Origin of the sequence: Acinetobacter sp. 826659, from assembly GCF_000588515.1 — a bacterium.
GTDB lineage: Bacteria > Pseudomonadota > Gammaproteobacteria > Pseudomonadales > Moraxellaceae > Acinetobacter > Acinetobacter pittii.
In genome coordinates this window covers 271,973-295,306 of sequence record NZ_JFYD01000005.1, presented here as the reverse complement: position 1 = coordinate 295,306, position 23,334 = coordinate 271,973, and the positions used below count along the sequence as shown (strand labels likewise).

20 protein-coding genes are annotated in these 23,334 nt (G+C 37.5%); 9 read left to right on the top strand and 11 right to left on the bottom strand.

The genetic code is table 11. From position 1 onward, the window contains the following. The first annotated feature begins 50 nt into the window (after positions 1 to 50). Together J663_RS12430 and J663_RS12425 are read left to right on the top strand one after the other, a co-directional pair. Entirely contained in the window at positions 51 to 1,460 is a 1,410-nt protein-coding gene (locus tag J663_RS12430) for a short-chain fatty acid transporter (protein WP_032052144.1), read from the top strand. A gap of 65 nt (positions 1,461 to 1,525) precedes the next feature. Continuing rightward, positions 1,526 to 2,698 (top strand): thiolase family protein, encoded by a 1,173-nt coding sequence (locus tag J663_RS12425; RefSeq protein WP_033850008.1) that lies wholly within the window; start codon positions 1,526 to 1,528, stop codon positions 2,696 to 2,698. A 49-nt stretch (positions 2,699 to 2,747) separates the two neighbouring features. Here J663_RS12425 and J663_RS12420 read toward each other — a convergent pair whose 3' ends face one another. From J663_RS12420 to J663_RS12405, 4 genes are all read right to left on the bottom strand, one after another. Beyond that, positions 2,748 to 3,641 carry a LysR family transcriptional regulator gene (locus J663_RS12420; protein ID WP_003651675.1) on the bottom strand — a complete coding sequence of 298 codons (894 nt, stop codon included), beginning with the start codon at positions 3,639 to 3,641 and terminating at the stop codon, positions 2,748 to 2,750. 233 nt (positions 3,642 to 3,874) lie between these two features. Then, positions 3,875 to 4,768 (bottom strand): LysR substrate-binding domain-containing protein, encoded by an 894-nt coding sequence (locus tag J663_RS12415; RefSeq protein WP_002113716.1) that lies wholly within the window; start codon positions 4,766 to 4,768, stop codon positions 3,875 to 3,877. 546 nt (positions 4,769 to 5,314) lie between these two features. Then, complete coding sequence (locus tag J663_RS12410) at positions 5,315 to 5,536, bottom strand: hypothetical protein (RefSeq protein WP_014206692.1); 222 nt, start codon at positions 5,534 to 5,536, stop codon at positions 5,315 to 5,317. Positions 5,537 to 5,646: 110 nt separating this feature from the next. Further along, on the bottom strand, positions 5,647 to 5,829 hold the full coding sequence (locus J663_RS12405; RefSeq protein WP_002113649.1) for a hypothetical protein: 183 nt from the start codon (positions 5,827 to 5,829) through the stop codon (positions 5,647 to 5,649). A 404-nt stretch (positions 5,830 to 6,233) separates the two neighbouring features. Here J663_RS12405 and J663_RS12400 point away from each other — a divergent pair, with 404 nt between their 5' ends. Continuing rightward, positions 6,234 to 7,652 carry an aspartate ammonia-lyase gene (locus J663_RS12400; protein ID WP_032013041.1) on the top strand — a complete coding sequence of 473 codons (1,419 nt, stop codon included), beginning with the start codon at positions 6,234 to 6,236 and terminating at the stop codon, positions 7,650 to 7,652. A 55-nt stretch (positions 7,653 to 7,707) separates the two neighbouring features. On the opposite strand, the gene J663_RS12395 is transcribed toward J663_RS12400, so the two are convergent. Next, the gene (locus J663_RS12395) at positions 7,708 to 9,918 is read right to left on the bottom strand and encodes a TonB-dependent siderophore receptor (protein WP_033850003.1); all 2,211 of its coding nucleotides are present in this window, start codon (positions 9,916 to 9,918) and stop codon (positions 7,708 to 7,710) included. A 514-nt stretch (positions 9,919 to 10,432) separates the two neighbouring features. On the opposite strand from J663_RS12395, the gene J663_RS12390 reads away from it, so the two are divergent. Then, the gene (locus J663_RS12390; protein ID WP_033850002.1) at positions 10,433 to 11,719 is read left to right on the top strand and encodes an MFS transporter; all 1,287 of its coding nucleotides are present in this window, start codon (positions 10,433 to 10,435) and stop codon (positions 11,717 to 11,719) included. Positions 11,720 to 11,902: 183 nt separating this feature from the next. After that, positions 11,903 to 13,252, top strand: a complete 1,350-nt coding sequence (gene chrA / locus J663_RS12385) for a chromate efflux transporter (protein ID WP_017399575.1) — start codon at positions 11,903 to 11,905, stop codon at positions 13,250 to 13,252. Between the two features lie 83 nt (positions 13,253 to 13,335). Here chrA and J663_RS12380 read toward each other — a convergent pair whose 3' ends face one another. Next, on the bottom strand, positions 13,336 to 13,944 hold the full coding sequence (locus J663_RS12380) for an FMN-dependent NADH-azoreductase (protein ID WP_033849999.1): 609 nt from the start codon (positions 13,942 to 13,944) through the stop codon (positions 13,336 to 13,338). 95 nt (positions 13,945 to 14,039) lie between these two features. On the opposite strand from J663_RS12380, the gene J663_RS18970 reads away from it, so the two are divergent. After that, positions 14,040 to 14,435 (top strand): winged helix-turn-helix transcriptional regulator, encoded by a 396-nt coding sequence (locus tag J663_RS18970; RefSeq protein ID WP_005069321.1) that lies wholly within the window; start codon positions 14,040 to 14,042, stop codon positions 14,433 to 14,435. Here the strand turns inward: J663_RS18970 and J663_RS12370 are convergent. Then, positions 14,432 to 15,286 carry a helix-turn-helix domain-containing protein gene (locus tag J663_RS12370; RefSeq protein WP_033849997.1) on the bottom strand — a complete coding sequence of 285 codons (855 nt, stop codon included), beginning with the start codon at positions 15,284 to 15,286 and terminating at the stop codon, positions 14,432 to 14,434. The genes J663_RS18970 and J663_RS12370 overlap by 4 nt on opposite strands. A gap of 166 nt (positions 15,287 to 15,452) precedes the next feature. On the opposite strand from J663_RS12370, the gene J663_RS12365 reads away from it, so the two are divergent. After that, a complete protein-coding gene (locus J663_RS12365) occupies positions 15,453 to 16,370 on the top strand; it encodes a DMT family transporter (RefSeq protein ID WP_014206677.1) in 918 nt (305 codons plus the stop codon). Between the two features lie 32 nt (positions 16,371 to 16,402). On the opposite strand, the gene J663_RS12360 is transcribed toward J663_RS12365, so the two are convergent. From J663_RS12360 to J663_RS12345, 4 genes are all read right to left on the bottom strand, one after another. Beyond that, complete coding sequence (locus J663_RS12360; protein ID WP_033849995.1) at positions 16,403 to 17,407, bottom strand: homoserine dehydrogenase; 1,005 nt, start codon at positions 17,405 to 17,407, stop codon at positions 16,403 to 16,405. A 109-nt stretch (positions 17,408 to 17,516) separates the two neighbouring features. Next, a complete protein-coding gene (locus tag J663_RS12355; protein ID WP_033849994.1) occupies positions 17,517 to 18,308 on the bottom strand; it encodes a sulfite exporter TauE/SafE family protein in 792 nt (263 codons plus the stop codon). A gap of 174 nt (positions 18,309 to 18,482) precedes the next feature. Next, positions 18,483 to 20,138 (bottom strand): bifunctional protein tyrosine phosphatase family protein/NAD(P)/FAD-dependent oxidoreductase, encoded by a 1,656-nt coding sequence (locus tag J663_RS12350; RefSeq protein WP_033849992.1) that lies wholly within the window; start codon positions 20,136 to 20,138, stop codon positions 18,483 to 18,485. A 9-nt stretch (positions 20,139 to 20,147) separates the two neighbouring features. Then, positions 20,148 to 20,843, bottom strand: coding sequence for an MBL fold metallo-hydrolase (locus tag J663_RS12345; protein WP_033849991.1), 696 nt, complete (start codon positions 20,841 to 20,843; stop codon positions 20,148 to 20,150). A gap of 191 nt (positions 20,844 to 21,034) precedes the next feature. Here J663_RS12345 and J663_RS12340 point away from each other — a divergent pair, with 191 nt between their 5' ends. Both J663_RS12340 and J663_RS12335 read left to right on the top strand, forming a co-directional pair. Next, positions 21,035 to 22,306 (top strand): sigma-54 interaction domain-containing protein, encoded by a 1,272-nt coding sequence (locus tag J663_RS12340; protein ID WP_033849990.1) that lies wholly within the window; start codon positions 21,035 to 21,037, stop codon positions 22,304 to 22,306. A 69-nt stretch (positions 22,307 to 22,375) separates the two neighbouring features. Further along, positions 22,376 to 23,287, top strand: coding sequence for a bestrophin family protein (locus tag J663_RS12335; protein ID WP_033849987.1), 912 nt, complete (start codon positions 22,376 to 22,378; stop codon positions 23,285 to 23,287). Positions 23,288 to 23,334 lie beyond the last annotated feature (47 nt).

The following is a 23,334-nucleotide window of genomic DNA, read 5'->3' as shown; positions in this document are numbered from 1 at the left end:
AGCACCGGATGTGCTGTCTATAAATAAGAATGAGAAGGATTTTTTCAGCTATGGAAAAACAGCAAGGAATTTTTGAAAGATTTGCTCTTCGGATTAGTGACTGGTCTGAAAAATGGTTTCCTGATTCATATATTTTTGCTCTACTTGGCGTCATTATCGTGTCAGTTGCCGCTTTAGGTATTGGTGCGCCTATTCACGATGTCGCGACTTCTTTCGGTAACGGTTTCTGGAGTCTTATTCCCTTTACTCTGCAAATGACGATGCTCATCATTGTAGGTTATGTCGTTTCTGTATCTAAGCCCGTAAAGTTCCTAATACAAAAAATGGCACGTATTCCAAATTCGGGACGTGGTGCTATTGTTTTAGTTGCAACTGTCAGCTTATTAATTTCTCTAGTCAACTGGGCAGTAAGCACGATTCTTACAGCACTTTTAGTGATTGCATTAGCGAAACGTAAAGAGCTGAATATGGATTACCGCGCTGCGGCTGCGGCTGCGATTATTGGTATGGGTGCAACATGGGCACTGGGAATTAGCTCTTCGGCAGCACAGCTTCAAGCGAATAAAACTAGTTTACCTGAGTCAATTTACAACCTAACTGGGGTTATTCCATTTACTGAAACGATTTTCCTTTGGCAATCAATTGCGATGACCATTATTTTGGTGATTGTTTCAATCGCAATCGCTTACTGGTCAGCTCCAAAAGGTAATAATGTTAAAACGATTGATAGTTTTGATGTTCAATTTGAAGAAGACAAACCCCATGATGAGAAATCTAATCGTCCAGGTGACTGGTTAGAAAACTCGCCTATCTTAACGATTATTGTGGTCGCATTAGGGTTAATCTGGATGTTTTTTGAGTTTTCAAAAAGTAATCCAATCATTGCCATTTCAAGCCTTAACACCTACAACTTTGTGTTTTTAATGCTTGGTTTAGCATTACATGGCACACCACGAAACTTCTTAAATGCTGTTTCAAAGGCAGTTCCGGCTGTCTCAGGAATCTTAATTCAGTTTCCACTTTATGGAAGCATCGCCTTTATTATGACGCAAGCTTTAAACAGTCAAGATTTATCGCTGTCGCATTATATAGCTGAGTTTTTCGTTTCAATCGCCTCAAAAGAAACCTTTGCAATTGTGATGGGAATTTACTCTGCCATCCTTGGGTTCTTTGTGCCATCTGGCGGTGGAAAATGGATTATTGAAGCCCCATATGTCATGCAGGCAGCAAATGATTTGAAAGTTCATTTAGGCTGGTCTGTACAAATTTATAATGCAGCCGAAGCTTTACCGAACTTAATCAATCCGTTCTTTATGCTTCCAATGTTAGGCATTCTAAAACTAAAAGCAAAAGATGTGATTGGTTTTACAGTCACTCAGCTCGTTGTGCATTTTCCGTTAGTTTTGTTTTTATTGTGGTTCTTTGGAAGAACACTTAGCTACACCCCACCTACTTTTTAATTTACTGGCGCCTTTAGTTTCGGCTAAAGGCAAATTTAGCAAATATATCAATAAGAGATATTAAGATGAGTTCAATTGTTATAGTTTCAGGTAGCCGTACTGCAATGGGCGGTTTTCAAGGCAGTCTATCGGCTTTAACTGCACCAGAACTTGGCGCTGCTGTTATCCGTGAATCGATCCAACGTGCTGGTGTTGCACCTGAACAAGTAGATGAAGTTATTTTTGGTTGTGTATTGAGTGCAGGTATAGGTCAAGGTCCTGCTCGTCAGGCGATGCGTAAAGCTGGTGTACCTGATCATGTCGGCGCAGTTACCATTAATAAACTATGTGGCTCTGCCATGAAAGCGGTGTTAATGGCATCTGATACTCTAAAAGCAGGCAGTGCCAATATTATTGTAGCTGGCGGTATGGAATCTATGACCAATGCACCTTATATTTTACCGAAAGCTCGCGGTGGTTACCGTATGGGTCATGGTGAAATTAAGGACCATATGTTTTTAGATGGTCTTGAAGATGCAGAAACAGGCCGCTTAATGGGTTCTTTTGCTCAAGACATGGCAAATACCAAAGGCTTTACCCGTGAGCAAATGGATGACTTTGCAATTTCTTCACTTAAAAAAGCGCAAACTGCGATTACGGAAGGTTACTTCAAAGAAGAGATTGTTCCTGTTGAAGTAAAAACACGTAAAGGTGTTGAAGTTATCGATCAAGATGAACAGCCATTAAAAGCGAATCTTGAGAAGATCCCAACATTACGTCCAGCTTTTAGTAAAGATGGGACAATTACAGCTGCTAACTCAAGCTCAATTTCTGATGGCGCTGCTGCTTTAGTACTCACCACTGAAGAATATGCTCAAAGTCATGGTTTAAATACTTTGGCAAAAATTGTTGCAACATCTACTCACTCACAACATCCAAGCGAATTTACCATTGCTCCGATTAGTGCAATTCAAAAAGTACTTGAGCGTGCTGGCTGGTCTGTTGATGAGGTAGATGCTTGGGAAATTAATGAAGCTTTTGCAATGGTAGCAATGGCGCCAATTCATGAACTCGGCATTGATGAAGCAAAAGTAAACGTCCATGGCGGTGCTTGTGCTTTAGGCCATCCAATTGGCGCAACTGGTTCAAGAATTATTCTTTCTCTTATCTATGCTTTAAAACGCCTTGGTAAAAAGAAAGGTGTTGCTGCATTATGTATAGGTGGTGGTGAAGCTACAGCTGTCGCGATTGAAATCTAAAAATCAAACTACCAAGAAGATGTAAGCATTTTTCTTACATCTTCTTTTTTTAGACTTTAAAAAGTTCATAGCAGGTTTGACGGAACCATTTATGACTACTTTTATGATGGCAAGACATATGCCAATGTTGTTTAACATCATAAGTTGGAAAGTCTAGAGGTGCAGGTAAAATCTGTAAATTTTCTCTCACCAATAAGACTTGGCTTAAATAATACGGTACCGTTGCGATCGCATCTGTTTCTTGTACGACTAATCCCACTCCAAGATAGCTCGGTAATCGAATTAAAATATTTCGATCCAATCCTTTATTCTGTAATTCATTTTTAATATGGTAATGCCCAATTCCCGCGTCAATATCGATATGATACTCGCGCATATAATCATCTAAAGTAAAATTATTTGGGTCTAAACGAGGATGGCTCTTAGAGCTAATCACAACATAATGTTGTTTAAAAAACTTTTGTTGATAAAAGCCTTCTTCTAATTGGGGTAAAAAACCAATTGCAAGATCAATCTCACCATTTGCCATTTGATAGCTGGTTTCTGGTGTAATCGGCCTAATATTCAAGCGAATTAAAGGGGCTTTTTCTTTTAAATAGTTTGTTAATTGCGGTAATAAAACCAGATGAGATACATCTGTCATGGCAATTGTAAAAAGCTGATCTGAAGTTAGCGGATCAAAATTCACGCTAAAATTATTAATGCTTTCTACTTTATCAATAACTTCACTAATGAGTGGAAAAATCTCTTTTGCTAATTCGGTTGGGATCATCTCATTCCCAACACGAATAAAAAGTGGATCATTAAAATGCTGACGGATTTTGTTCAGTCCATTACTAACACTCGGTTGTGTAAGGCCAATAGCATCAGCAGCCATTGAAACACTTTTAAACCGATAAATATGATAAAAAATATTTAGTAATCTACTATCTAGATCAAACAAAATTGTCTCCGTCTGGATCAAATAATCCATTCAAAAGGAATAAAATCAGGCACAGCATATCTAAAAATGCTCACTAGATTTCTGAATTATTGATATATGGTCTAAATTAACAAAGAATCTAGACCATGAGCAATGCTTTATAAAGCCTTTCATCATAAAGACAAAGGTATGAGCTCTTTAATTGATTACTTTGTATGTAAATATCTTGAGGACATCACATATCATTATAAATTTTAATCATGCTGAGTTTGGAAGCCCTTCCAGATTTGCTGAACTGATTTGTTATCACTCAAGTTATTTTTAAAAATATAAATATCTTGTGGCAGACAATATTCGTTATGGTCCAACATGACCAATTTTCCAGTAGCGAGATCTTCCTCTACATTAATTTTTGGAATCCATGCTACACCTAAACCTTGTAATACAAGCTCTTTCAAGTTGGTGGCATTGTCAGTTTCATATAAGGTTTTATAGATCAGTTTACCTTCAATCAATTGATCGACCAATTTGCGCAAATAAGCATGTTTACTATAAGCAAGTAATGAAAAATTACTCTGAATTGTATGCTTAGGCGTATGATCTGCTTCGGTAGCTGACACTGGAACAATCTCTGTTTCAGCGATCTTGATGCCACTTAAAATATCATCACCAACTCGATTAATATTAGATCGATCTGCATAACAAATCATAAAATCGCAGGCACCTTCTTTTAAAAGAGATAAGCCTTCACCACTATTCGTCGCGACAATTTCGATTTTTAAATCACGCATAAATGTTGGGAATTTTTTTAAAAAAGTGGTTAAAAAACCTGATGCTAATGAGTGGACAACACAGAAACGAATCGTAGATTCGGTTTCATTTTTGATGTTTTTAATCAGCTTTGCTGTTTCTTCTACCTGCTTCTCAATATTTTTAGACATCACCAGCATAATCCGCCCAATGTCTGTAAATTCAATATTATTTTTATTATTTCGAATAATAACTTCAGCTCCGATCATCTCTTCTATTTGCTGAATTCTACGCGTAAATGCGGATTGACTAATAAATCGTTTTTCGGCTGCTTTTGAAATAGAACGCTCACGCTCAAGTGTCAAAAGGTCTTCTACCCAACGTACTTCTAAGTTCATTTTATGCATTCCCTTTTTATATTTATGTCCTTAATCTGTCTGGTTGGGAAGCTGAATAAATAGCTGAATAGATGAATAAAAACTATAAAACATGGGAGTACCTGCAAAAATGCGATGGAGGGTTGGCAAAGCCAAACAATAAAAGTAAGTATTTAAATAATTCTGACATAGAAAAGAGCGTAAGAGAATAAAAGACTTTGATTTAACTCAACAACTCATACAAATATAAAATTATTATTCTAAAAATTATTTTAAATCAAAAAGTAAGGAGCATATAACGCAAGTAAATAAAAAGTTTTAAGTTAATAAAAAATAGAAATAATCCTATGCTTTACTCATGTTTTATTTTTTATAAAAAAAGTCCGCACCTTGGGGAAGAATACGGACTGTAAAACTGAAAATGACTATCTTGCTTATTTCAGGAATTAAGCTCTCTGACTCAATAAATTCATTTAAATCAGAAGATATGCTTGCAGTATAGCTCAGTCCACAAAACCTGACTATTCTACTAAAGTATTTAACTTAAGATTGAATTAAAAAGAATTCTTAATACTCACCAATGAGGTAATATAACTTTCTTGAAATTTCAACCATCATATTAGAAGTATATTGAGTAATTTCAAAAACTTGCTTTTTCTGGGGATTGAACACCATATTGTCATTTTCATCACTAAAAAAGATATAAGTGGTGTATTTATCCATATGGTGGATATGCTCTTTTAAGCTTAATTTTTCCCCAGAATTGGGATCATAGGCGATAAACTTCATTCTCATGAATTTTGTCTCTATACATACAGTCTTTTACCCAAATTTTAAGAAAATCTAGATAAAACAATATTTTGATGGATAATATGGAATGGTTAACCTAAGAACTAAGGCTACTTGTAAGATATGGGCACAATACTATTAGCCTTGTTTACCGAGGTTTCAGCAGAAGCGATTGATTGCTCTGCTTCTTTAAGCAGACGAGAAGTTTTAGACTCACTTTTCTCTTCACCGTGGAAAAGCACATAGTATGTAAAACTTCCCAAAATAATTAATGCGGCTGTGACTTTTAACATAAACTTAAAACTAAGATTTTTTCGTATTATAGTGTTTTTTATGTGAAATGCATCACATTTTTATATGAATTTGTTAGATGGGCTTCACTTTAAAAGCTAATAATAAAGATAATTAAGTTGATATTTCACTTAAATTAACTAGTCTTAATTTTTGCAATGGGTTGCTTTTAAAAATTAGATGACCATTCATTGTATCAAGCAAATTTTTAAATTAACTTCATCTAATTATTAAGTTATTAATTTATATAGTTAAATTAATATTTTAAAATGAACTCTCCTAGTTAGTTGACTATAAAATTAAAAAACTGATATGCAAAAAATGCATAATTAACTTGATAAATGCATTAGAAGTGAAGCATTTCGAAATCTAATATGAATTATCTTCTTTACTAATTCGAAGTTTAATGATGAACGCTGAAATTACCACCCGTATTGAGAAGGATCTTATTGGTTATAGAGAGATCAATAATAACGACTACTACGGAGTTCAAACATTACGTGCTCTAGAAAACTTTAATTTAACTCAAAGCAAGGTCGGAAATTTCCCTCACCTTATTAAAGCTTTAGCAATGGTAAAGCTTGCTTGTGCTGAAGCGAACTATAATCTTAAAAGCTTAGATCAGACTAAATTTGAAGCGATTGAATACAGCTGTAATCAACTTATTCGTGGTAATTTTCACGACCAGTTCCCAATTGATATGATGCAAGGCGGTGCTGGTACTTCAACCAATATGAATGCAAATGAAGTATTAGCAAACGTCGCTTTAGAATATATGGGACACGCAAAAGGCCAATATCAATATTTGCATCCTAATAATGACATTAACATGTCACAGTCAACAAATGACGTGTACCCTACTGCGATTCGCCTAGGTTTGTTATTAAGCTTAGATGAACTAAATCTTCCTTTTAACAACTTAATCTTAAGTTTCCGCAATAAATCTCAAGAATTTGCTCATATTCTAAAAATGGGCCGTACACAGTTACAAGACGCTGTGCCAATGACATTAGGTCAAGAGTTTGGTGCTTTTGCAGTAACTTTACAAAAAGACCTTGAGCAAATTAATACGCTTATTCCAAATATTTTAGCGTATATGAACCTTGGTGGCACGGCGATTGGTACGGGAATTACTACTGAATATAGTTACCGTGAACTTGCGATTCAAGCGCTTGCAAAAATTTCTGGTAAGAAAATTAAGTCTGCTCCTGATCTAATCGAAGCAACTTCAGATATGGGTGACTTTGTTCTTTTATCTGGTTTATTAAAGCGTACCGCAACTAAACTTTCAAAAATTGCCAATGACTTACGTTTACTTTCAAGTGGTCCACGTACTGGCATTAATGAAATTAATTTAGAAGCTCGCCAACCGGGTAGCTCGATCATGCCGGGTAAGGTAAACCCAGTTATACCTGAAGCGATGAACCTTGCTTGTTTCCAGATCATTGCAAATGACTTGGCTGTAACTTTAGCTGCTGAAGCGGGCCAATTACAGTTAAATGCAATGGAACCACTTATTGCATTCAAACTGTTTGAATCTATGGATTTGCTTGGTAAGGCAATGGCAATGTTCCAAAGTAAGTGTATTGATACAATTACGGCGAACCCTGAGCATTGTAAGGCTTTGGTTGAAAACTCGATTGGTATCGTGACTGCACTTAACCCATATCTAGGTTATGAAACTACAACTCGTATTGCGAAAACTGCAAACGAAACTGGACAAAGCGTATTGGCTTTAGTTCAAAATGAAGGTTTATTATCGGCACAAGTGCTTGATGATATCTTGTCGATTAATAATATGGTTAAACCAAAAATGTCGGCTTAATTCCTGAAAATAAAAAAGGAGCTTTTATAAGCTCCTTTTTTATTTGTTCTATATTTTAAAAACTGAAAGTTGTAGAGAACTGGGCTGTACGTGGATTACCTAAGAATAAATAGTCATCACCCATAAATGCCCCTACATCACGCCAATATTTCTTATTAAACAAGTTATCAATATTGAATCTAAAAGTTGTGTCATGCCCAGCAAAATTTGTTTTATAGGCCGCACCAATATTAAAAATGCTGTAACCGCCTACTTTTGCAGTTCCCTCTTTGTTTGCATATTTACTACTACTGTATTGCATACCACTGAGTAATCTTAACCCTTCAACTGACGGAACTTTATAAGATAACTGTGCAGTTGCACGTACTTTCGGTACATTTTGAGTTTGATGACCTTTGTAGCTGTCATTATCAATATCAACTAGACGAGATTTGGTATAGGTAATACCTGAACTTACATCGAGCGTATCAGTTAAAGCACCTGTTAAACCTAATTCAATACCTTGATTGTGTTGTTCACCTTGTTCCACAAACTCTAACTTCCCTTCAGAGTTTGCAGTCGTATATTGATTATCTTGCTTTAAATCAAAAATAGCTGCTGTTAATAAGAAATTGCGTATTTGTTGCTTGACACCAAGTTCATATTGTTCAGAATTTCTAGGTGATAAGACTTGATAAGCATTCGCTTCTGCATACCATGGAGCTTCGCCACCATCGGATAAACCTTTGGCATATGAAGCATAAAGATTAGTCGTGGAAGTTGGACTATACATGAGTGCTAATTGTGGCAAGAATTTGTTTAAATCCGTATTACGGCTTTGCTGCCCATCTGAATTATAAGCTTGCTCATCAAGGTGAATAAGTTTCCCACCGAGTAGAGTTGACCATTGATCATTAAATTGAACTCGGTCAGATATAGTAAATGCAGTCTGATCACTTTCTAGAGCTTTATAGTAATTTCTTAAGTCAATCTGAGCTGGTTCATAATCCTTTGTTTCTTCATAGATATTACCTAATCCGATAGGGTCAAGCTCCATTGAGTTAGAGTTGTAGCGCTTCAATGTTTTATAAGTATGTTGTATTTCAAAAGCGATTTGATGCTGAATGATGCTAGTGCTGAATTGACCATTTAACCCAGCAGAAAACTGGTTGGTAATACGTGTATCATCTGGACTACGGAAATCGTAAATACCGTAATTGCCATCTTTATCAAAAGTATTATTTTGACAAACTCCGTTATTACTATAACAAGCCCATGGAAAAGCGCTGTAATCATCGATCACAACACGGCTTTGTGATGCACTTAAGCTACCATTCCATTGATCATTAAATGCATATTGATATTTCAAACGTGCATTTACACTGTTATTTACAACAGGTTTACTCCAAGACTGATAACCCAATAAACGGTCTTGATCTACATTTGTTGGTACTTCTTGTCCATCAAGCAGTTGATAACCGGGTACTGAACGTTGACTTTGATGCTGAGCTTCAATATCAAACAATAATTTAGAACGCTCATTAATTTTCCAGTCTAAAGCTACTGAAGCAAACTCACGTTTACCATTTGCATGGTCAACATTTGGATGAATACTTTCATGCGCTAAATTGATTCGATAGCCAAAACTATCATTAATAAAGCCGCCAACATCTGTTGCCAGTGTATAGCCGCCTTCTGAATTTGCATCGACCGTAATGTTTTTAACATCGGCTGGTCTTTTGGTGACATAGTTAACCACACCACCTGGTGTCGACATTCCACTTTGAATTGCAGAAATGCCTTTTAAGATTTCAACTTGTTCTTTATTTTCTAAAGCCACGTTTTGTTCGCCACGTATAGTATGGCCATTAATGAGATAACTTGAGCCTAAATCAAGCGCAAAACCACGTGCTACAAAATTTGGATAGTAGCCAATTGCAGCATAGCCATCCCCTAAAGAAGAATCGTTTTTAATGACATCGGTTAGTGTTTTTGCGTGTTGGTCTGCCATACGCTCAGAGGTAATGGTTGTAATAGATGCAGGAACTTTCTTTACATCACCAGTTTGAAAACCAGATAAATTAACTTTTTTAGAAGTATATAGTGCATCATTATTTTGTGTAGCGTTCACAGTAATGGTTGGGAGCTGCGAAACTTCCGCTTCATTTGCATAGACAACAGATGTTATGAGTGCAATAGATGAAGCCAATGCTGTTTTAGAGCATGTCATGAAGTGAAGATTTATCGAACGTCTTTCCATTGAATAACTCCCTGCCATACCGTGCATAATTCTAAAGCGCTAGAAATGAGTGCGGAGTCTATTTTTAGCCACGCAAGAATACAGCTACATATATTGAGAAACAATACATTCTGTTCTTTTTCGATTAAGTGTATTTGATACAACTTTTATGAACTTATCATTATATAAATTTCATTTATTTTATTAGGAATTGACGCTATAACTTTTTAAGTATTACCAAATATTCAAAATAAACTTAAGCTCGAAATGAAACTTAAAAGGAGAAATAAAATAGAAAAGTACCGTTGTAAATTAGCTCACTGATTTTAAATAGAATTAATTATTAAGTTAAATGAAAGGAAGTGTTCGATCATTGGTAAAAATCTCTTTAAATCGAACAAAAGGACGTAATCTTACTAGAAACGAATTTTAAAATTAGAAAAAATGAATGGTTAGGAATTTAAGGAAGTGCTCAGGATTGAGTGATATTTAAAGTTTCATTCTATTTTATCCAGCGTATCTAAAAATTCCTCATTTTTGTCTGCAAAATGATGGAAGAAATATGACATACACTCAGGAAGAAAAACGTAGCAGAATACGTGGGATTGTAGGCGCAGCCTCTGGTAATTTAGTTGAATGGTTCGACTTTTATATCTATGCAGTATTTGCTGCCTACTTTACTCAAGCACTAACAGCACCTGATATGGATAGTACGACTAAATCTATCTATGTGTGGGGCGTATTCGCTGCAAGCTTTTTTATGCGTCCTATTGGTAGTTGGGTATTTGGACGAATTGCAGACCGGCATGGTCGAAAAAAGTCGATGGTCATCTCAATTTGTCTGATGGCTTTGAGTTCTTTTCTATTTGCAGCCCTACCTACTTATGACCAAGTTGGCTTATTTGCCCCTTTCCTTTTACTGGTAGTGCGCTTACTTCAAGGCTTATCGGTTGGTGGTGAATATGGTGCAGTAGCAACATATATGAGTGAATTAGGCTTAAAAGGTCAACGTGGTTTTTACTCGTCTTTCCAATATGTCACCCTCTCTGGTGGTCAATTACTTGCCAGCTTACTGGGCGTTATTTTGTTGACGTTCTTAAGTGAACAACAATTACATGATGGTGGATGGCGTATTCCGTTTGTTATTGGTGGTATTGCAGCAATTTTTTCTTTGCTTGCACGTAGTCGCTTAGAAGAAACACTTTCTCATCAAGACAGCGAACGAAAAGAATCTGGTAGCTTAAGAGAACTCTTTAAGAAACATTGGAAAACCTTTTTATTGGTGGTTGGATACACTTCTGCTGGTTCATTAACGTTTTATGTAGAGACTGTTTATTCAAAAACCTATTTAACCAATTTAGGAATGGATGGAAAAACCGTTGGTTATATCATGACCTTCGCCCTATTTGTCTATATGTGTGCTCAACCTGTATTTGGTGCAATTTCCGACCGTATTGGGCGACGCTCTTCAATGCTGGCCTTTAGCTTATTGTCTGCGATTTTTATTTATCCCGTCATGGTGATCGGGATGCGTGCCTATATAGATTCTCCGATCATCATTACCTTGCTACTCATCTTTATGATGATGTTACTCAGCTTCTATACTTCTATTAGTGGCTTGGTAAAAGCTGAAATGTTCCCACCTCATGTGCGAGCTTTAGGTGTAGGTTTCTCTTATGCAGTAGGTAATGCGATGTTTGGTGGTTCTGCACCTTCAGTTGCCTTACAGTTTAAAGCTGCCGGAATTGAAAATACCTTCTTTATATATGTCATTGTCATGCTGATTATCTGTTTCTTATGTAGCCTTGCGCTTCCGAAAAAACCAGATTATTTAGAACATGATCATTAAAAAGTAAAAGATAGATATTCTTCTAGAGATTTTTTAGAAGAATATCTTTTTAAAATAATAAGAAAGTCATTTTTGTTCTGTATGCTATAGCTGCCTAGCACATCTAACTTATTCAATTAACTAAAAGTTACTAGTTTTTGATGTTCTTGATCCGTATGAATCAATTTTTTGATGGGATAAAAAATGGAAAACGAAAAATCCCCTTTACCTGAAAGTATTATTCAAGTCACCTTCTGGCAAGCCTTTTTATTTTGGCTCAAGCTCGGCTTTATTAGCTTTGGGGGACCAGCTGGACAAATTGCTGTGATGCATCAGGAACTCGTTGAGCAAAAGCGCTGGATATCTGAAAAAAGATTTTTGCATGCCCTGAACTACTGCATGTTATTACCTGGTCCTGAAGCACAGCAATTAGCAACCTACATTGGTTGGCTCATGCATAGAACTGCTGGAGGATTAGTTGCAGGTATTCTATTTGTATTACCCTCCTTATTTATTTTAATTGGACTGTCTTGGGTTTACATAAAATTTGGAGATGTTCCCGTTATTGCAGGTATTTTCTACGGAATCAAGCCTGCCGTTACCGCAATTGTTTTCCATGCAACGTACCGTATAGGTAGCCGTTCGCTTAAAAATAAGTTTTTATGGATCGTCGCGATTGCGGCGTTCTTTGCCATCTTTGTCTTAAAGCTTCCTTTCCCGCTTATCGTTTTATCAGCTGGTATTGCTGGCTATTTAGCGAGTAAAAAGTACCCAGAACTATTTTCCTCCGCGGCTGGACATAAAGCCAGTCAAAAAGATTATGGTCCGGCATTTATTGATGATGAGACCCCAACACCAAAGCACGCTAAATTCCATTGGTTGCGGTTAGCTAAACTTATTCTTGTAGCAATCGCTTTATGGCTATTGCCAATTTTAGCTTTAGGCGCATATTTTGGATGGCATCATTCTTATACTCAAATGGCATGGTTCTTCACCAAAGCTGCTTTACTTACGTTTGGGGGGGCCTATGCAGTTTTACCTTATGTTTATCAAGGGGCTGTAAATCATTTTGGATGGCTTTCACCTACACAAATGATTGATGGTTTAGCTTTAGGTGAAACTACACCGGGTCCATTGATTATGGTAGTGGCCTTTGTTGGTTTTTTAGGAGGCGTCAATCATTCACTACTTGGCTCTGAGCATCTATTTTTTGCTGGAGCACTTGGTGCAGTCATTGTGACTTGGTTTACCTTTCTCTTTTCATTTGTATTTATTTTTGCGGGTGCGCCTATTATTGAATCTACACATAATGAAATTAAATTTACTGCGCCACTCACTGCAATTACCGCGGCTGTGGTCGGTGTAATTTTAAATCTCGCACTATTTTTTAGTTATCATGTGTTATGGCCACAAGGCTTTTCAGGGCATTTTGACATTGTTGCAGCCTTCATTACTGTGGCTGCATTTATTGCTTTATTCCGCTTTAACGTGAACGTGTTATATGTGATTTTTGCATCAGCGCTGGTTGGACTAGCTGTCACTTTTTTTAGTTAACTATTGATTTAAATATTTTTTAAATTCAGAAAATCTTATCAACAAGGCCGAACAGTTTCTTTTCTGTTCGGCTGTTTATATTTTTAACCCGCTAATTGTGCGATTTGTGCTGCTGCATTATCTAAGGCAGCTTGACGTGCTTCTGGGCCGAAAGCGATCCCTTCCGCGCGCACAAAAGTAATATCAGTCACACCTATAAAATTGAAAAACGCTTTGATATAAGTTTCTTGATAGTCTAAAGCTTCGGCTGGTGAACCTTCTGAGTACACACCGCCACGCGAAGAAGCAATAATGACACGTTTACCTTCTACTAAACCTTGAGGGCCGTTTTCCGTATAACGGAATGTTTTTCCAGCAACAGATAGTCGGTCAAGCCACGCTTTTAACTGTGATGGAAAGCTAAAGTTGTACATTGGCGCGCCAATTACAACGATATCTGACGATAAGAACTCATCCAAATATTGGGTGTTTCGTGCAACACGTTGCTGCGCTGTTTCATTATTAGGTTCAACACCTTGCCATGCTAAAAATTCAGCATCAGACAAATGGGGAATTGGTTCTAAAGAAAAATCGTGATGAATAATTTCTGCATCTGGATAAGCTGCGCTGAGCTTTCCAATAACAGATGAGGTGAGTTGGCGGCTAACAGACTGCTCACCTAAAATACTTGTGTCAATTTGAAGTAGTTTCATCGCTTATACCTACAGTATAAAATTGTTACTTGAACTAATTATGTTACTACTATTATGCTTATGCACAAGAAGGCACATTTAGGGAACCAAGTAATATGACTGTAACCATACCTCACGATATCCAGAGTTCAGATTGTCAAAGAGTCAGTCAAGTGTTGGCTAGAGTTGGAGAGAAATGGAGTATACTCATTGTAATGACACTTGCATCACGTTCTCATCGCTTTTCTGAAATTAAAAGAAGTATCAATGGAATATCACAGCGTATGCTTACCTTATGTTTGCGTGGTTTAGAACGAGATGGGTTGGTTAAACGTACGGTTTATCCTGTAGTCCCACCTCATGTTGAATATGAATTAACTCCACTGGGCCATTCACTTACAGAACCTGTAATTGCTTTAGGCCAATGGGCTCAGCAGCATATTGCGGATATTGATGCGGCAAGAGCTGCGTTTGATGCAGCTCAAGATAAACCAATTACATTAGACACTTAACGTAACTGCGAAGGGCTCATACCATAAAACTGTTTAAAGCGATGACTTAAATGGCTTGCTGAACTAAAACCACATACTAAGGCAATATCTTGTAAAGAAAGCTGAGATGACTGAATTAGCCCCTTGGCCTTGGTTAAGCGTCTTTGCATGACATATTGGTGAGGCGCCATATTCATGGACTGTTTAAACATATGAGCAAAATGGTATTCGCTTAAATTCACAACATTTGCCAAATCAGACAAAGTCAGTGCTTGGTCTAGATGCCCTTCAATCCAGTCTTGAATATATTTGAGTTTATGAGGAGCGAGCCCACCTTTAATGACAGGTTGCTGCCATTGAACATTGCTATATCTTCGAATTAAATGGTTCAGTAATAAACTGGCAGTTGTACTCATTTGTAAATGGTTTGCTGAATCTTTCCAATCACAATCTAGTAAGAAAAACTGATAAAGGGCTCGAATCTTTTCGTCATCATTAAAAACAACTTCGTTTAGTTCAATTTGATTAGGTTCTTTGTCCCATATTTTTTCAGCAACATCACGCAAATGTTGGTCGGTATAATATAGGTGAACGAATTTAAGCCCACCACGTATATCCCAAGTCGACTCCTGATGCTCAGGCAATAAGCAAAAACGCCCCGGCCCACCGCCGTTTTTCCAGCCTGCAGGGGTTTTTTGATAGCTTTCATAGCCATCTTGAATATATAGACTTAGAGTATGGTGATCGCTACAGACACTTACACGATCTTGCTGATTAGACCAAAATGCAAGTTGCATATTCTCATCAAGCACCACAGTTTCGTGAAGCTTGGCTTTAGATTGCTGTAGCTGTTCTAAAGTTTGATAGGCCATGCAAAATTAAAACGAATATCATTGAGCTTAAGTTAACCATATTCAGCAAAATTCAGCTAGTTTAGATCTATAAAAAGCGCAAGATCTTGCATGTATAACACAAGAATATATACGTGAAAAATTAAGCATTCCTAGATACTTAAGTTTGGTAATCGAGGATGAAGTTATGAATATTTTACTCTATGTTGCGGTGGTGTTGATTTGGGGAACAACATGGATTGGAATTGCCGTTCAAAGCCATTATGCAACACCAGTTGTCGCAATTTTATGGCGTTTTGCTATTTCAGCCTTATTACTGTGGGTTGTTTTACTATTTTCAGGAAAATTACAGCGAATTGCTTTAAAAGATCACTTGTTTTGTATGCTGCAAGGACTTTGTGTTTTCGGCCTAAACTTTATTTGTTTTTATACTGCAGTTAAATATGTAAACAGCGGTTTAGAGTCTGTCATTTTTTCGATGGCTGTTTTCTTTAATGCCATTAATGCGCTTATCTTTTTTAAGCAAAAACCATCGCCAAACTTTGCACCAGCTGCACTTTTGGGCCTAAGTGGTATTGTTTTACTGTTTTGGCATGACCTGATTAATAGTCAGTTTAATGCACAGTTATTGATGGGTATTGGGCTATGTGCAGTAGGCACTTACGGTTTTTCTTTAGGGAACATGATTAGTGTTAGACACCAAAAATGTGGCCTAAACATTTTTTCAACAAATTGTTATGCCATGACTTATGGGGCATTGGTGATGTTAAGTCTAGCTTTATTTACTGGCCAAGATTTAATGCCTCCAATGAATTTCCCATTTTTAAGCTCGGTACTTTACTTGGCTGTATTTGGTACGGTTATTGGGTTCTCGGCTTATTTTTCTTTGGTTGGGCGAATTGGTGCAGCCAAAGCAGCCTATAGCACGTTGCTCTTTCCTTTAGTTGCTCTAACAGTTTCTACTTTCTTTGAAGGATATGTATGGACTTTAAATGCGGTATTTGGAATTTTACTCATCTTACTTGGTAACTACTTAATGTTTAGTAAGTTAGAAATTGGAAAAAAGTTATTTAACAGTCAAAAAAATTGTGAGAAGCAGGCATAAAAGCCTGCTTTTTTTATAAATCATAATTAATTTTAGCAGCCCGTTTTTAGCATCAACTCGAAATCTTTTAAAGCTGCAGCTGCCGTAGCTAAAGGTGCAGAAGCCCCTCCACTGACAACAAATTCCCCCATTTCTTGCGTTAACGCCCGAATGCATTTATTTGAACCTTGCAGATGAGCAAAAGGATGATTTGCTGAAACTAAACGTAATTCAACACCGGTTTGAATTTGCTGATTCTTAATATGAATAAAACCGACCAGACGAGGAATTACATTTTCTTTTTTCCAATCACGAATATGTTCAGCCGTAATATGACTGATTCCTTGTCTTGGAATATCTTGAATTTTTACATCAGCTCCCAAAACAGTATTGGCTAGTATCGTAATTTTGGCAGCAGTATCCCATCCATCTACATCGAAAGAGCTGTCAAGTTCTGCAATACCTTTTGCTTGAGCTTTTTCAAGAGATTCTGCAAACGCACATTCATGTTGCAACATATCATTCAAAATAAAATTCGTGGTGCCTGTAAACACACCTTCTATTTCTAAAATTTGGCAGCCAGCTAAGTTATATTCAAACAAATCAACAGTTGGTAAGGCAGCAGCTGTCGCACCGCTAAAAAATAGTTTTTTATTGTGCTGATGTGCCAAGTTAACTAATTTTTTACCATCTACGACTAAAGCACCTTTAGATACCGCAATCGCATTCATGCTATGTGTTAAAGCATAATCTAAATAAAATAGGCCTTTTCCACCTGTCACATAGTCACTTGGCCCTGTCTCAATAATGACATCTGCTTGAACCTGTTCTAAAAACTTTTGCTCAGTTAGACCTACTTGATATTTTGTTTTATCTAGCCACTTTGAAGCTTGTAAACCTTCTTGATCAATTAAACCTGATGATGAGTTGCAGACACCCACTAAACGGGCATCAATTTGATATTTTTGTTTATAGTAGTTCGATCGATTTAAAAGAAGCTCTGCAATTTGTTGCCCAATCCGTCCAAAACCACAAATTGCTACGTTAACTCGCTTCATATCGCTTTCTCAAAAATTTATATCGTTTAAATCAAATTTCCAAAGAGAATTTTAACATCTCGTCTTTGGAAAATTGCTAACTACAGAGATAGTTAAAATACTATATTACTTAGATATTTGTTAGATTAACTATCTTAATGACCATATAAATTGCGACAGCAAAAACCATTAAAGCAAAGACTTTTTGCACAATTGCAGACGGAATAAAACGAATAGCTCTGCGCCCTAATAACATACCAACTGCACATGCGAGCGCAAACGCACTAGTAATGCCTACTGGATAGTGAAAACCCTCTGCAATATGCATCACAATACTCATTCCACTGATGAGAAAAATAATCATAAGTGAGGTTGCTACAATGCTATGCATATCCAAATTTGTGACTTTTCTAAGCGCTGGCACAATTACAAAGCCGCCACCCACACCAAGCATCCCAGTTAAAAGCCCCGCAATAATTCCAATGCCCGCAAGTACACCACCAGTTTTAAAATTCCAGATAAAGCGTCCTGTACTTGGATTGACCTGACACGGCGGGGTATGAAAATCTGAAACTCGGTTACTGATAAGTCGATAGCCCACTGTAAACATGACCAAGCTAAACATTAACATGAGCCACATAGGTGAAATCGTGTTAGCTATTAAAATGCCGATATGTGCCATAGGAGCACCAATTAAGGCAATCCAGATCGCAGCACGATAACGAACAATCTTTTTAAATAAGCCTTCAATGGTTCCAATGAGTGTAGATAGCGCAACCGCCAATAACCCAATCGGCGCAGCTTGAGCCACGCTCCAGCCTTGACTGGTCATAAGCGCGGGTACAGCAAGAATACCCCCACCTGCACCAGTAAGACCAAGTAAAAAGCCAATCACGATGCCTTCAACGACAAGTAATAACATATCAAAAGCCTAAAATTGCATATACATCATTTGCAGTAGACTGCTGGTTAATGAGTGAGTAGATCTCGTTTTCTTGCGAAGCTTTAGTCGCTTCTCAGGGCAAAGCGTTGCTTTACTTATCCCCTTAACTCGAGCATAGCTCTCGCCTTGCGCTCGTACAAAGCGTTGCTTTGCTTAACCTCGCTCAGGTTTGACCATCCACTCGCGGCCTTTAAGCATGCCTTGCCAATAAATCGGTGGTAAAATCTGTTCTTTAAGTAGCCAAGCCAAACGAGATGGCTTTTGCCCATCAATTATCCATTTCGGAAAACTTGGAAGTAATTTGCCGCCGTAGCCAAACTCAGCCAGAACGATTTTTCCACGCTCTACGGTGAGTGGACATGAGCCATAGCCGTTGTATTCACATAAATTTTGCTCACCGTTCAGTTGTGCGAGAACATTTACTGCAACGATCGGAGCTTGTGCTCGTGCCGCAGCAGCAGTTTTGGCATTAGGTGCATTCATTACATCGCCTAAAGCAAAAATATTGGCATGTTGTGTATGTTGTAGGGTTTGAGGATTCACGCTCACCCAGCCTGCTTCATCAGTGAGTGTGCTGGCACGAATAAAGTCTGGGGCTTGTTGCGGTGGAACAACATGCAACATATCGAAATCAGTCTCGACCAATGCTGTATTTTCATTGTTCACTACCTTAAACCATGCTTTTTTTGCAGGCCCATCTACTTTGACAAGTTGATGGTTAAAATGCAGTTCAGAGCCATATTTTTCGACGTATTGCATTAGTGCAGGCACATATTCTTTCACACCAAATAAAACACCGCCTGAGTTATAAAAATGAATAGAGATATCTTTAAGTTTGCCTTGCTTTAACCAATAGTCGGCTGAAAGGTACATTGCTTTTTGAGGAGCACCGGCACATTTAATCGGCATAGGTGGCTGGGTAAAGATTGCCTTTCCACCGTTTAGCCGTTGCACCAATTCCCATGTATACGGCGCTAAATCATAACGATAGTTAGACGTCACCCCATTTTTTCCTAAGGTTTCGACTAAACCTTCAATGCCATGCCAATTCAGTTTTAAACCGGGACAGACGACCAAAGCTTTATATTGAATGGGTTGGCATCCTTCCAAAATGACCTGATTATGCTCAGGGTCAAATCCAGCAACGGCGGCTTTCATCCATTTTACTTTTGAAGGAATCACACTTGCCATTGAGCGTGCGGTTACTTGTGGTTTAAAAATACCACCACCGACCATAGTCCAACCCGGTTGATAATAATGGGTATCTGCCGGATCAATAATGACAATATCTAAATGAGGTTCCCGAGACAGTAAGCTTGATGCAACAGAAACTCCAGCTGCTCCAGCGCCCACAATCACAACGCTATAAGAAGGAATTGTCGCTGGTTCATGATCACGTTTTAAAATACGTGGCACCAAGCCTTTCAAATTAAACCCAAGCTTATTACCAGCTTCTACTAACAGCGCTGTATCTTTTGGCTCAACTTCGGCCAAAGCCCACAAACTGATTGCACGCATACCAGAGCGACAATATGCTAAAACGGGCTTCTGAGCATTCTGATAAAGCTGCTTAAACTCGGTAACTTGTTGATCGGTAATTTTGCCACTGGTCACAGGCTGATAGATTACGTTTAGGCTATGCCGCTGAGCTGCTTCTTCAATTTCAATCACATTGGGTTGATCTGCACCTTCTCCATCTGGTCGGTTACATATCAGAGTTTTTATTCCTTGGACTGCAATTTTTGCAATATCGTTGGCAGTAATCTGGTCAGCAACATAAAAATCTTGATTAACTCGTTTAAGTTCCATATTGCCACCTTATAATTGTGAAATTGAGCCGCAAGCCTGATTGGCAGGAAGTGCTTTATCGATTTGTTTTGGATATGGCAGATTTAAGTTATTCATTAATTCAATAAAATCTTCTCGTGAGCGATTCTGACCTAAACGTGAATTATTTAAGCGTTCATAACCAATCGTTGAAGACAGGCGACCTTTGTAATCGTGCCCCGGATACACAGTAGTGTCGTCAGGTAGACTGAAAAGTTGTTTATGAATACTGTCATAAAGTGTGCCTGCATTACCTTGCTGGAAATCGGTTCGACCACAGCCGTCAATTAATAATGCATCACCAGTGAAAACCATGTTTTCAACCAAGTAACTCGTACAAGCATTGGTATGACCTGGTGTGTAACGCGCCTCAATACTGAGGTTGCCAACTTTAAGCATGCAACCATCAGTAATTAAAATGTCTCCGCAACTTACTTCTGAGTTTCGATGTAAAACCGATTTGCAATGGAAACGTTCGCGAAGTAAATCTGCAGCGGTAATATGGTCTGCATGAACATGAGTATCTAAGGTATAGATGAGTGTAAATTGATGCTGCTCTAATTCTTTTGCATAAATCTCTATATCTGATGCAACTGGGTCAATTAAAACAGCCCCTCGTGTTTCTTCACACCCAAGCATATATGTATAAGTCGAACTTTCTTTTTCAAAAAACTGCTTAAAGAACATGATTTATACCCTAATAGTTTATTTCTTTCCTATATTTTGCAAATAAGATGCCAATTATTTGAAATTAAATAATAAATATAAAAATCAAATATTTAAAACAATAAGTTGAATTAAATTTAGAAAACAAACTCAACTTGATGTTCCTTTGAAACTCAAGTATGTTTCAATGAAACGATTGTGAAACACATGAAATGGCAAAGTTAAATTTTGAGTCAGAACAAGATTTTTTTATTTTATTTGAGCAATTAAAAGCTTTATTCCCAAATGCGAGTCTGTTTTTAGCAGAAACAACGACTCAAGCAATTCACTATAAATTTAATACAGACGATATTTCTTTAGAGAGTATGGCAGCGCTTACTCAAGATCATCATAATCAATATCTCGAAATCAATACTCCAAAAATGAGAAAGCGATTCATCTATCAGGAAAATGATATTTACATCGCAGAGCATCGCATTATCGGGAAATTGCATATTCTACAGCCCGTTAGCATAGAGAATGATATTGCTGATCAAGTAGAGCTAACAGAACAATTGCAAGACTTGGCTAAAGTTTTCAATAGTTTTTCACCAGAAATGACTCGTATGTTTTCAATTATTCAAAGAGTGGCAATTACTGAGTTTCCAGTGCTCGTCCGCGGCGAATCTGGTAGTGGTAAAGAACTTGTGGCAAAAGCAATTCATGATTATAGCCAACGTAAAAATAAGATTTTTGTAGCGATTAACTGTGCAGCTCTTAATGCCAATATTCTAGAGAGTGAACTTTTTGGACATGTGAAAGGTGCTTTTACGGGAGCAATTCGTGACCATAAAGGCGTTTTTGAACGTGCCGCAGGTGGAACACTGTTTCTGGATGAAATTGCCGAGATTCCTTTAGAGCTTCAAGCTAAATTATTAGGGGTGTTAGAAACAGGTAAATTTACTCCTGTAGGTGGTAAAAAACCAATTCAAGCCAATGTCCGTATTATCACTGCAACGCATAAGGCGCTACGCGAAGAGGCTAAGGCTGGGCGTTTCCGTCATGATTTACTCTACCGTTTGCGTGTGATTCCAATTTTTATACCACCACTCAGAGAACGAAAAGTCGATATTCCACTCATTGTCGATCAGATTTTAAAAGAGAGCTCCACTCAACTCGATACAATGCCTCGACATGTCAATCAAAAAGCCATGCAAGTTTTATTGAATTATGACTGGCCAGGAAATGTTCGTGAGCTTAAAAACACTCTGCTTTATGCTTTAACCATGGCAAATGGTAAAGATGAAATTGAAGTCGAAGACTTACCAAATGAACTCTTAAATGCAGATGATTACGTTAAATTCCCCGAGACAAATGCAGAGCTTAGTCCAGAAAATGTGCAAGCCGCTTTAGAAAAATATAACCATAACCTGAATATGGTCGCGAATATTTTTGGAATTAGCCGCACTACTCTTTGGCGATACAGACAAAAGCATAAGCTTTAGCTAGGTATTTAGTTCGTCTAAGGCGTATCATATTGCATTTGGTTAGGTTCGTTAGTTCAAAGGCTTTATATGATTGTCCGTGATAAAAGCAATGTATTTAAATTATTATTTGCTTGGAAAGGAACAATTTTGCCGAAGGTTTTGCCTGCACTGAGTTTTGTGGTACTTATTTCAGCATGTGTGGTCTGGCTCTCTTATTATCATTGGATTCAAATCCCTACCGTACCTGCGATCGGATTTACCATCTTTGGTGTGATTCTTTCGATTTGTACAGGTTTTAGAAATAACGCGTGTTATGACCGGTGGTGGGAAGGTCGCAAGCTCTGGGGTGCACTAATTGCCAATGCTAGACATATTGTTAGAGATAGCCATGTTTTATCTAATGAACAACGTGAACATTTAATTCATCAGGTCTTAATTTTTAGTAATTTATTGCGTGATCGTTTACGTCAACAAACAGTCGAACCCACCAAATTTCTTGAGCATGCCTATTTAAATAACTCTTCACTTAATTATTTAAATGAGCATATTAATGCACCTCAGTTTGTACTTGAAAATATTCAAAAAGATTTAGTCAAAGCTCTAAAAGACGACGACATTAGTGACATTATCTATGGCACTCTGACACGCCATATTGTTGAGCTAGGTAATATTCAAGCGGGTTGTGACCGAATTGCTGGCACACCTTTGCCCTATTCATATTCAGTACTTTTACATCGCGCTGTTTACTGTTTCTGTTTCATCTTACCTTTTAGCCTTGAAGCAGCTTTAGGTATTTGGACACCGCTTATTGTCGGCTTAATCGCTTATATGTTTTTAGGACTAGATGCATTAAGCGCTCAAATTGAAGAACCTTTCGGTTTGCAAGAAAATGATTTACCGCTCGACTCTATTGTGCGTTTGATTGAACGTGAGTCTCTAAGTTCTTTAGGACAGCCATTACCCCCTATTATTGAAGCTCAAAACAACAACTTACTTTAATAAAAAAGAGCGAATCATCGCTCTTTTTTATAGGCTTAAGTGTCTAT

Bases quoted from the DNA above. Each gene is read 5' to 3' on its own strand.
- J663_RS12430 (WP_032052144.1), top strand. From the start codon at position 51: ATGGAAAAACAGCAAGGAATTTTTGAAAGATTTGCTCTTCGGATTAGT.
- J663_RS12425 (WP_033850008.1), top strand. From the start codon at position 1,526: ATGAGTTCAATTGTTATAGTTTCAGGTAGCCGTACTGCAATGGGCGGT.
- J663_RS12415 (WP_002113716.1), bottom strand. From the start codon at position 4,768: ATGAACTTAGAAGTACGTTGGGTAGAAGACCTTTTGACACTTGAGCGT.
- J663_RS12410 (WP_014206692.1), bottom strand. From the start codon at position 5,536: ATGAAGTTTATCGCCTATGATCCCAATTCTGGGGAAAAATTAAGCTTA.
- J663_RS12405 (WP_002113649.1), bottom strand. From the start codon at position 5,829: ATGTTAAAAGTCACAGCCGCATTAATTATTTTGGGAAGTTTTACATAC.
- J663_RS12400 (WP_032013041.1), top strand. From the start codon at position 6,234: ATGATGAACGCTGAAATTACCACCCGTATTGAGAAGGATCTTATTGGT.
- J663_RS12395 (WP_033850003.1), bottom strand. From the start codon at position 9,918: ATGCACGGTATGGCAGGGAGTTATTCAATGGAAAGACGTTCGATAAAT.
- J663_RS12390 (WP_033850002.1), top strand. From the start codon at position 10,433: ATGACATACACTCAGGAAGAAAAACGTAGCAGAATACGTGGGATTGTA.
- chrA (WP_017399575.1), top strand. From the start codon at position 11,903: ATGGAAAACGAAAAATCCCCTTTACCTGAAAGTATTATTCAAGTCACC.
- J663_RS12380 (WP_033849999.1), bottom strand. From the start codon at position 13,944: ATGAAACTACTTCAAATTGACACAAGTATTTTAGGTGAGCAGTCTGTT.
- J663_RS18970 (WP_005069321.1), top strand. From the start codon at position 14,040: ATGACTGTAACCATACCTCACGATATCCAGAGTTCAGATTGTCAAAGA.
- J663_RS12370 (WP_033849997.1), bottom strand. From the start codon at position 15,286: ATGGCCTATCAAACTTTAGAACAGCTACAGCAATCTAAAGCCAAGCTT.
- J663_RS12365 (WP_014206677.1), top strand. From the start codon at position 15,453: ATGAATATTTTACTCTATGTTGCGGTGGTGTTGATTTGGGGAACAACA.
- J663_RS12360 (WP_033849995.1), bottom strand. From the start codon at position 17,407: ATGAAGCGAGTTAACGTAGCAATTTGTGGTTTTGGACGGATTGGGCAA.
- J663_RS12355 (WP_033849994.1), bottom strand. From the start codon at position 18,308: ATGTTATTACTTGTCGTTGAAGGCATCGTGATTGGCTTTTTACTTGGT.
- J663_RS12350 (WP_033849992.1), bottom strand. From the start codon at position 20,138: ATGGAACTTAAACGAGTTAATCAAGATTTTTATGTTGCTGACCAGATT.
- J663_RS12345 (WP_033849991.1), bottom strand. From the start codon at position 20,843: ATGTTCTTTAAGCAGTTTTTTGAAAAAGAAAGTTCGACTTATACATAT.
- J663_RS12340 (WP_033849990.1), top strand. From the start codon at position 21,035: ATGGCAAAGTTAAATTTTGAGTCAGAACAAGATTTTTTTATTTTATTT.
- J663_RS12335 (WP_033849987.1), top strand. From the start codon at position 22,376: ATGATTGTCCGTGATAAAAGCAATGTATTTAAATTATTATTTGCTTGG.